Source organism: Cerasibacillus sp. (genome assembly GCF_036516575.1).
Taxonomy (GTDB): Bacteria; Bacillota; Bacilli; order Bacillales; family Amphibacillaceae; genus Cerasibacillus.
Genome location: NZ_DATBTY010000042.1, coordinates 1 through 8,049, shown reverse-complemented (window position 1 = coordinate 8,049; position 8,049 = coordinate 1). Strand labels below are relative to the sequence as shown.

Below are 8,049 nucleotides of genomic sequence, written 5' to 3'. Positions count from 1 at the left end.
CTGTGGCGTAATAAACGGTATCGATCCCTGCTTGGATGATTTGTTTTGTACATTGTAAACACGGAAAATGTGTCACATATATATGCGCCCCTTCAGTAGCAACACCGAATTTTGCACATTGTAAAAGCGCATTTGCCTCAGCATGGACTGTTCTCACACAATGACCATCAACGACATAACACCCCTCATCTACACAGTGTACACTGCCTGACACACTTCCGTTATATCCACCTGCAATAATTCTTTTATCGCGAACAATTGTCGCTCCAACCATTAATCTTGTACAAGTACTACGTAAGGCTAATAAATGGCTTTGCGCCATAAAATACTGATCCCAAGGTATTCTTTTCAACTTTATTCCCCTCTATCTTTTTATTAAATAGTCGTAAAACAATTAAGGTATTTGAATGTACTCTTTTAAATTTTCAAGTGTTTTTTCTCCGATTCCTGGAACTTCAAGTAAATCTTCAATCGATTGGAATAAACCATGTTCTTCTCGATAGTCGATGATTGCCTGTGCTTTTTTCGGACCAATACCGTTTAAAGTCGTGATTTCATCTAATGTAGCGCTGTTAATGCGAATTTTATTCGGTCCATCATTTACACCTGAGCCTGCGCGATCCATCGCACCACTTATTAGTTCTTCGCCTTTTTTCGGCACATAAATGACCATTTCATCTTGTAAACGTTGAGCTAAATTGATTTGCGATTGTTCAGCATTATCGGTAAATCCTCCAGCTACTTGTATGGCATCATGAACGCGCTTATCATAATCTAGTTCATAAACACCCGGATTCATAACACTTCCTTTAATATCAATCACGACCGTTTCTTGAGACTCAGTATTTGCTAATTCGTCTTCTTGATTAGCAATAGGGCTAGAAACGTTAGCAACATCTTCTACAATCGTTACATTCGTCTCATCGGCATCACGTAATAAAAAATAAATCACAGCCACACTTCCAATAGCAATAATGACACCATATTTTCTTATAAAATGCAGGAAGGCAGATCACACCCCTTTTATGTTGATTAGGTGGATACAGCCTCATTATAACGACTATCAATTAATTAGACAAATACACCAAAAGAGCAAAAGATCGGGAAATAACGTTATTCCGATCTTTTTTCCGCGATAATAAAGATTCGCTCTGCTTCTGATTCCAAAAATTTCTTTTCTATAGCAAAATCACCATAAATATTTTTTATTTTAAAACCTGCTTGATTAAGTAAATGTTGATAACATTCAACAGAAAAGGTACGCTGATGATGTACTTCGTCATGACGAATATAATGCCGATCTTTATCTTGAACAAAAAACGTTAGATTGTGATACATTTCTCCTACTTCTTCTCCAGGAATACAATGCCAAATATAACTAAACGCATCATCCACATAGGAAAAGGTTTGATCAATTAGGTTCTCATTAACATGAGATAGAGAATGAAAGTCAAATACGAATAATCCACCTTCTCGCAATGATCTATATGCATTGTTAAACACGAGGAGTAGGTCTTCCTCTGTCGTAATATAGTTTATGACATCACAATAACTGACGATCATATCATTATGACTAAACCCTTCTAACTCTCTAATATCTTTCTGGATCCATTGAATATCGTGAGAAAGACTGGCTTTTTGCTCTGCAACAGCTAACATATCGTGAGAATAATCGACACCAATTAATTGATAACCCTCGCGAGCCAATCGAATGGTCAATTCGCCTGTACCACAGCCCAAGTCAACAATTTGCTTGACAGGCCCTCGCCTTCTTATGATTTCCTTTGTAAAATCAACCCACTGATTATACGGTGCCTCGCTCATAAATGAATCATACACATAGGCCAATTGTTGGTATGTCATTATACTACCCTTCTTGTCCAATTTGTAATGGTACTTGTGGGGCATCTCCCCATAAGCGCTCTAAATTATAGTAACTTCTTTCGTCCTTATGGAACACGTGGCATACGATCGAACCTAAATCAACTAGAACCCAACGCGCATGTTCTAATCCTTCTATACGATCGACATTTAATCCTTTTTCAGCTAATGAATCTTTAATGCCTTTAGCAATTGCTTGGACTTGTCTTTCGTTTGTTCCTTCACAAATGAGGAAATAATCCGCAATAAAGGAAATGCCTTTCATATCTAAAGCAATCATATTTTCCGCATGTTTATCGTCACATGATTTAGCGACGATATGTAATAATTCTTTTGTTTCCATCCATTAAAAACCTCCATATACTTTATTAGTTAAGTCATTATAAGCGTAAAACGTATCTGGATAAATGGGTTGGTTTTTGCTCATCAAGAAGTTTATTGTATTTCGCGATATCATCCAGGCCGATTTCACTAAATCAAGTTTCGCCATTTGTCTGACTTCATCTAAACCCGGAAATTGGCGTCCAGGTTCAATATAATCCGCTACAAAGAGAACGAGTTCAAGTGGTGACATATCTTTTCTACCTGTTGTATGGTAATAAATGGCTGACTTAACGTCTTGATCATGGATACCATATTCAAGCTCTATTAACATTGAGCCAACCGGTCCATGCCATAGTTCATGGTGATATTGCAGTAAGTCTTTCGGTAAATAAGATGATTCTACCCAACGTCTCAGTTCTGCCACTGGACGATACTTGGCGTAATCATGAAAAATAGCTGCCAATTCAGCCTGCTCCTTCGATACGCCGTACTTTTCCGCTAAGCTCAATGCTGTATCTGCAACACGAATCGTATGTTCAAAACGCTTTTCAGTTAAATGTGGTTTAACATGTAACAATGCCTCATCGCGGTTCATACAGTCCTCGCTCCTTAATATAAGAGTAAACAGAATCACATATGAGATGTTTAATGGGGCGTCCTGTTGCTATACGATTACGAATATCTGAAGAAGAGACTTCAAATAATGGTACATCAACAGTTATGATTGGATATGATGTATTTAATGTGTATCCAACCCGCTTAACACCAACAAATGTAACACGTTTCATTAATTCATCAATGTTATACCAATGTGGTAAATATTCAACCATATCAGCACCAATGATAAAGTAAAACTTATCGTTTGGATAAAGCGTCTTTAAATCGCTTATCGTATCATACGTGTATGACTTACCACCACGATTAATCTCTATCGTATTTAATTTAAATGCAGGCTCATGCGCTGTCATTAACCTCACCATATCAATACGCTCTTCTGTCGTTGCATGTGCAATATCTTTGTGCGGGGGATCTGCAGTAGGTACGAACCATATCTCATCTAACTTTAATGCATGCCGAACTTCTTCGGCAATCATTAAATGACCTATATGTGGTGGATCGAATGTACCTCCTAAAATTCCAATCTGCTTCATGATACTCTCCCTTTGAAATGATTATCATTTTGGTAGTTCGATTTGCTTGTTTTCCGTTGATTCTTTATATAAAATAATTTGATTCCCAATGATTTGTACGATTTCTGCTTCCGTTTGTTCCGCTAACTGCTCAGCAACTGTTTCTTTATCTTCTAGGCAGTTTTGCAAAATATTAATCTTAATTAATTCACGTCTTTCTAATGCGTCCGCGATTTGTTTAACCATATTTTCATTGACACCTGTTTTTCCAACTTGAAAAATGGCCTTAAGATGATGGGCTTTAGATCGTAAAAATCGTTTTTGTTTACCTGTTAACATATTATCTTCCTTTCAGTATATCTTCGAGTTGATGATCCATTTTTTCTAGCTCGACTAATTGATCTGTCCATATTTCAAAAGCTACTTGAGCTTGGTGAAGAAGCATTGAGTGTCCTAAATGGATTTGTGCTCCTTTTGATTTAGCATCCCGCAAAAACTTTGTCATAATCGGTTGATAAACAATATCCGATACAATTTGCTCTTTTCTTAAAACCGGAAAAGACATAATCATCTCATTTTCATGAGGATTCATTCCTACAACGGTTGTCTGAATAATTAAATCATATGTCGAGCAAAGTTCTCTGGCACGTTCTAATGAAAGAATATCCGTTTGAATGGATGTTTCATTCATTATTTTAATATTTTCGGCGTGCTGCAAGGTGCGATTAGCCAAATCGATGCGCTGTAACGGTTTAGTCAATAAACTGGCATAAATGCCACGGGCGGCACCACCTGCTCCAATTAATAAAACGTTTTTTTCAGCCCCAAGAAAAAACTTGGGATATTTCTCCTCAAGAGCTCGGACATAACCAATCCCATCTGTATTATATCCAATCCATTTACCACCGCGCCGGGCAACGGTATTAACTGCACCGACTCGATGGGCGTGTTCGTCGACAATATCTAAATAGTTCATGATTTTCTCTTTATATGGGACTGTGACATTAAATCCATGATAGCCTTCATGTTGCAAATGATGAAGCACATTTTCCAAAGCTTCTTCTGGGTGAACATCAATTAAATCGTATTGACCTTTCAAATGGCTTCTTTTTAAAAATTCGGAGTGAATCCACGGAGACAAAGACTGTTTCACTGGATGTCCAATTAACCCTAAACGATAATACATTTGATCACCTCCATGGTTCTTATATTAAAGCTTCTCTTAAACTTACAGCAATCCCCCTTGGAGCATGAATTTCAACAGTTATTTTTTCTCCCGCTACACTTACCCACCCTAATCCTGGAAAAACAATATCTGATTTACCTGTTTGTAATCGAAATGAATGTTTAACAAGCGGTGGAAGCATCGATTGTGTTGTTTCATCAGGTGGTGCTAGCATTTGTCCTAAATGATTATTATATAGCTCATCGGCTTTTGCTAACTTCGTACGATGAATAGGTAATCGATTTGAAAAATAACATATAAAAGACTTGCGATCACCTTTTATAAAATCAATCCGCGCTAATCCACCAAAAAATAATGTCTGTTCAGCATTTAATTGATATACTCTTGGTTTAATTTCTTTAGTTGGATGGATGAGTTTTAAATCATTTTCGGAAACATAATGGGATAGTTGTTTTCTATTTACAATCCCAGGTGTATCAATCATATGTGATTTTGCATCAAGAGGGATTTCAATAAATCCGAGTGTTGTTCCAGGAAAATAAGAAGTCGTGATCACATCATTCTCACCTGTTGAATGTTTAATAAGACGGTTAATGAATGTTGATTTACCGACATTCGTTGTCCCTACAATAAATACATCTTGTCCCTTTCGATAGGTTTCAATCATATTGCTTAGAGCTTCCATCCCATGTCCTTTTTTCGATGAAATAAGCGCAACATCGATAACTTTCAGGCCCATTTCTTTCGCTGAACGACGCAACCACTGGATGAGATGTCTTTCATTCGTTGATTTTGGCAATAGATCTTGTTTATTTCCGACGAGCAAGATTGGATTTTCACCAACAATTCGTGGTAAATTTGTTAACAGACTACCATTTACATCGAATATATCAATAAGATGAACGACGAGACCCCTTTTATTTTGGATACTCGATACCATCTTCAAGAAATCATCATCTGTAATGTCTACATCTTGGATTTCATTATAATGTTTTAAACGAAAACAACGCTTGCATAAAACATCTTCCTTCGCAAGCGTGGATTTTGGTGTATAGCCTGTTTTCTCGGGATCTTCTGATTGAATCTTAGCGCCACAACCTAAACAAAATAACACTTCATTTATTTGTTCCATGTAATCATCCCCTTTTTGCGCATACGATTTAAAATAGAACGTTCAATACGACGATTAAACGATGTTATCTTTGCATCTGTCTTAACAATTGGTGCTACTAGGATTGTATGAAATCCAGCCCTGTTTCCACCAAGAATATCTGTTAGAAGCTGATCACCTATGACGACAACTTCGTTTCGCTTTAATCCCATCTCTTGTGCAGCTTTTTTAAATGAACGTGCTAATGGTTTTCGTGCACTAAAAACATAAGGAGCACCCAACGGCTCAGAAAAAACTTTCACACGTTCTTTATTATTATTGGAAATAATGGTCACTTTTATCTCATTCTGTTTCATCTTTTCGAACCACTTATATACTTCTGGTGTTGCATCTTTAACATCCCAAGGAACCAATGTATTATCTAAATCTGTAATAATACCCTTAATCCCCTTACTTTTTAACCCCTCAGGTTTAATCTCAAAAACAGTCTTCACATAATGATCAGGCAAAAATAATTTCAGCAAATTAAATACACCTCATAACATATATTACAATACACTAACGAAATGTTTAGCAATCCATAAAATAACAATGAATCCCTATTTAATACTATAACAAATAGATTCGATTAGGAAGTAAAATTAAATAATAACGTTAAATTTACTACTAAACCAAGAAAATAACAATAAACAGAAGGCTTAATCGTATTTAAGATGATAAAATCGTTCGACAAATTCTCCTATTTTTCGATTTGTGGATAACATTATCAACAACAACAGACGGTAATATAACAACATTTAAAACAATTTAAATAAAAGTTATACACACCAAAATGTAGATAAGTCTCCTCTTGTTAGATTTAAAAAATCATGATAGATTATTAATAGTCTTCATAACGGATAAAAACGTAAGTACATTAATCACATCTTTTAATGGTATGGATATAGGGGGACTTTTTTATGTATCGGCTTTCTGATAAATTATTACTGGAGGCGTATAGAAAGGCAATCGAACTGAATTTAGAAGCAGATTTTATTTCGCTTATTAAGAAAGAAATTTCAAGGCGAAATCTCATCCACAAAGTAAAAGTAACATGTTAAACTCTACTCTTTAAAATTGGTTATCAATCGGCATTCCTCCTTTCCGGTTTCTCCGGATTTAAAGGGGGTTTTATTTTTCCAGTCGCTCTAATTATGTTAAACTAATTTAGTATGTATCTATTTGTCGAATTCTACATAAACAATTTATGTCGATGGAAGTAAAGTTAAATTTGAAAGATCTTATAAGGAGGGCATCCATTTCATGATATTCGCAATATTCATTCCACTACTTTTTGCCTTTATAGTCCCATTCTTAAGTAGACTCAAACATCGAATACATACCGGGATTTTTGTACTTCTTGTCCCGTTAGGAATTTTCCTTTATTATGTTCGCTTTGTCGGGAAAGAATTTGTTCCGATAAAAGAGTCTAACTCGTGGATTCCATCATTAGGAATGAATCTAGATTTATATTTAGATGGACTTAGTCTATTATTTATTCTTTTAATAAGTGGTATTGGAACACTCGTTGTCGCCTATTCAATCTATTATTTGGATCAAACAGAGAGATTAGGCCATTTTTATGTTTACTTACTTATGTTCATGGCAGCCATGTTAGGAGTCGTCTCCTTTGATAACATATTTGCCTTGTACACTTTTTGGGAATTAACATCCATTTCATCATTTTTATTAATCGGATACTGGCACACAAAAGAACGTTCGCGTTATGGTGCACAAAAATCGATGTTAATCACCATTTTTGGTGGTTTAAGTATGTTAGGTGGATTTGTTTTACTAAGCATCATTTCCGGTACAACTAGCATACAAGAACTTATTCAGCATGCTGATGTCATATTAAATAATGATTATTTACCATTAGCAATGGGATTAATCCTTTTAGGTGCATTTACTAAATCCGCTCAATTTCCATTCCACATTTGGTTGCCAGATGCAATGGAAGCGCCAACACCTGTTAGTGCTTATTTGCACTCAGCAACAATGGTAAAAGCAGGTCTTTACCTAGTCGCCCGTTTCTCGCCTATTTTCTCTAGTTACGAATGGTTCTTTATTATCGTTAGTACGATTGGTATTGTGACATTGTGCTGGGGATCTTATATGGCTGTGCGCCAAACGGATTTAAAAGCAATTTTAGCTTTTTCTACAATTAGTCAGCTTGGTATGATCATGGCAATGCTCGGGTTTGGAACAGAAATTGCGGTATTTGCAGCCGTTTTCCATATTTTAAACCATGCAACATTTAAAGGTAGCTTATTTATGGTTGCTGGTATTGTTGATTTACAAACAGGTACACGTGACATCCGTAAACTTGGTGGACTATTTACATTGTTACCTATGACAGCAACACTTGCCCTATTTGG

At 36.0% G+C, this 8,049-nt stretch carries 12 protein-coding genes; 2 read left to right on the top strand and 10 right to left on the bottom strand.

The window, feature by feature from the left end:
• The 10 genes from VIG73_RS08605 to VIG73_RS08560 all read right to left on the bottom strand — a co-directional run.
• Nucleotides 1-352: ComE operon protein 2 (locus tag VIG73_RS08605; protein ID WP_331640994.1), on the bottom strand; the 352-nt coding region annotated here is incomplete at its 3' end.
• Nucleotides 353-394: 42 nt separating this feature from the next.
• Nucleotides 395-952: a helix-hairpin-helix domain-containing protein gene (locus tag VIG73_RS08600; protein ID WP_331640992.1), complete on the bottom strand. Its 558-nt coding sequence runs from the start codon at nt 950-952 to the stop codon at nt 395-397.
• A 161-nt stretch (nt 953-1,113) separates the two neighbouring features.
• The gene (locus VIG73_RS08595) at nt 1,114-1,863 is read right to left on the bottom strand and encodes a class I SAM-dependent methyltransferase (protein WP_331640990.1); all 750 of its coding nucleotides are present in this window, start codon (nt 1,861-1,863) and stop codon (nt 1,114-1,116) included.
• 4 nt (nt 1,864-1,867) lie between these two features.
• Nucleotides 1,868-2,224, bottom strand: a complete 357-nt coding sequence (rsfS, locus tag VIG73_RS08590) for a ribosome silencing factor (protein ID WP_331640988.1) — start codon at nt 2,222-2,224, stop codon at nt 1,868-1,870.
• Nucleotides 2,225-2,227: 3 nt separating this feature from the next.
• Complete coding sequence (gene yqeK, locus VIG73_RS08585) at nt 2,228-2,800, bottom strand: bis(5'-nucleosyl)-tetraphosphatase (symmetrical) YqeK (RefSeq protein WP_331640986.1); 573 nt, start codon at nt 2,798-2,800, stop codon at nt 2,228-2,230.
• Nucleotides 2,787-3,356 carry a nicotinate-nucleotide adenylyltransferase gene (locus tag VIG73_RS08580; RefSeq protein WP_331640984.1) on the bottom strand — a complete coding sequence of 190 codons (570 nt, stop codon included), beginning with the start codon at nt 3,354-3,356 and terminating at the stop codon, nt 2,787-2,789. Before VIG73_RS08580 ends, yqeK begins: the two co-directional genes overlap by 14 nt.
• 24 nt (nt 3,357-3,380) lie before the next feature.
• Nucleotides 3,381-3,674 (bottom strand): ribosome assembly RNA-binding protein YhbY, encoded by a 294-nt coding sequence (gene yhbY / locus VIG73_RS08575; RefSeq protein WP_331640982.1) that lies wholly within the window; start codon nt 3,672-3,674, stop codon nt 3,381-3,383.
• Between the two features lies 1 nt (nt 3,675).
• Complete coding sequence (gene aroE, locus VIG73_RS08570) at nt 3,676-4,521, bottom strand: shikimate dehydrogenase (protein ID WP_331640980.1); 846 nt, start codon at nt 4,519-4,521, stop codon at nt 3,676-3,678.
• A 19-nt stretch (nt 4,522-4,540) separates the two neighbouring features.
• Nucleotides 4,541-5,653 carry a ribosome biogenesis GTPase YqeH gene (gene yqeH / locus VIG73_RS08565; RefSeq protein WP_331640978.1) on the bottom strand — a complete coding sequence of 371 codons (1,113 nt, stop codon included), beginning with the start codon at nt 5,651-5,653 and terminating at the stop codon, nt 4,541-4,543.
• Nucleotides 5,641-6,156 (bottom strand): YqeG family HAD IIIA-type phosphatase, encoded by a 516-nt coding sequence (locus VIG73_RS08560; RefSeq protein WP_331640976.1) that lies wholly within the window; start codon nt 6,154-6,156, stop codon nt 5,641-5,643. Before VIG73_RS08560 ends, yqeH begins: the two co-directional genes overlap by 13 nt.
• A 435-nt stretch (nt 6,157-6,591) precedes the next feature.
• Between VIG73_RS08560 and VIG73_RS08555 the strand changes: the two genes are divergently transcribed.
• A complete protein-coding gene (locus VIG73_RS08555) occupies nt 6,592-6,732 on the top strand; it encodes a sporulation histidine kinase inhibitor Sda (protein ID WP_331640973.1) in 141 nt (46 codons plus the stop codon).
• A gap of 202 nt (nt 6,733-6,934) precedes the next feature.
• Nucleotides 6,935-8,049 (top strand): proton-conducting transporter membrane subunit (locus VIG73_RS08550; RefSeq protein WP_331640971.1); only part of this gene is annotated, 1,115 nt, incomplete at its 3' end.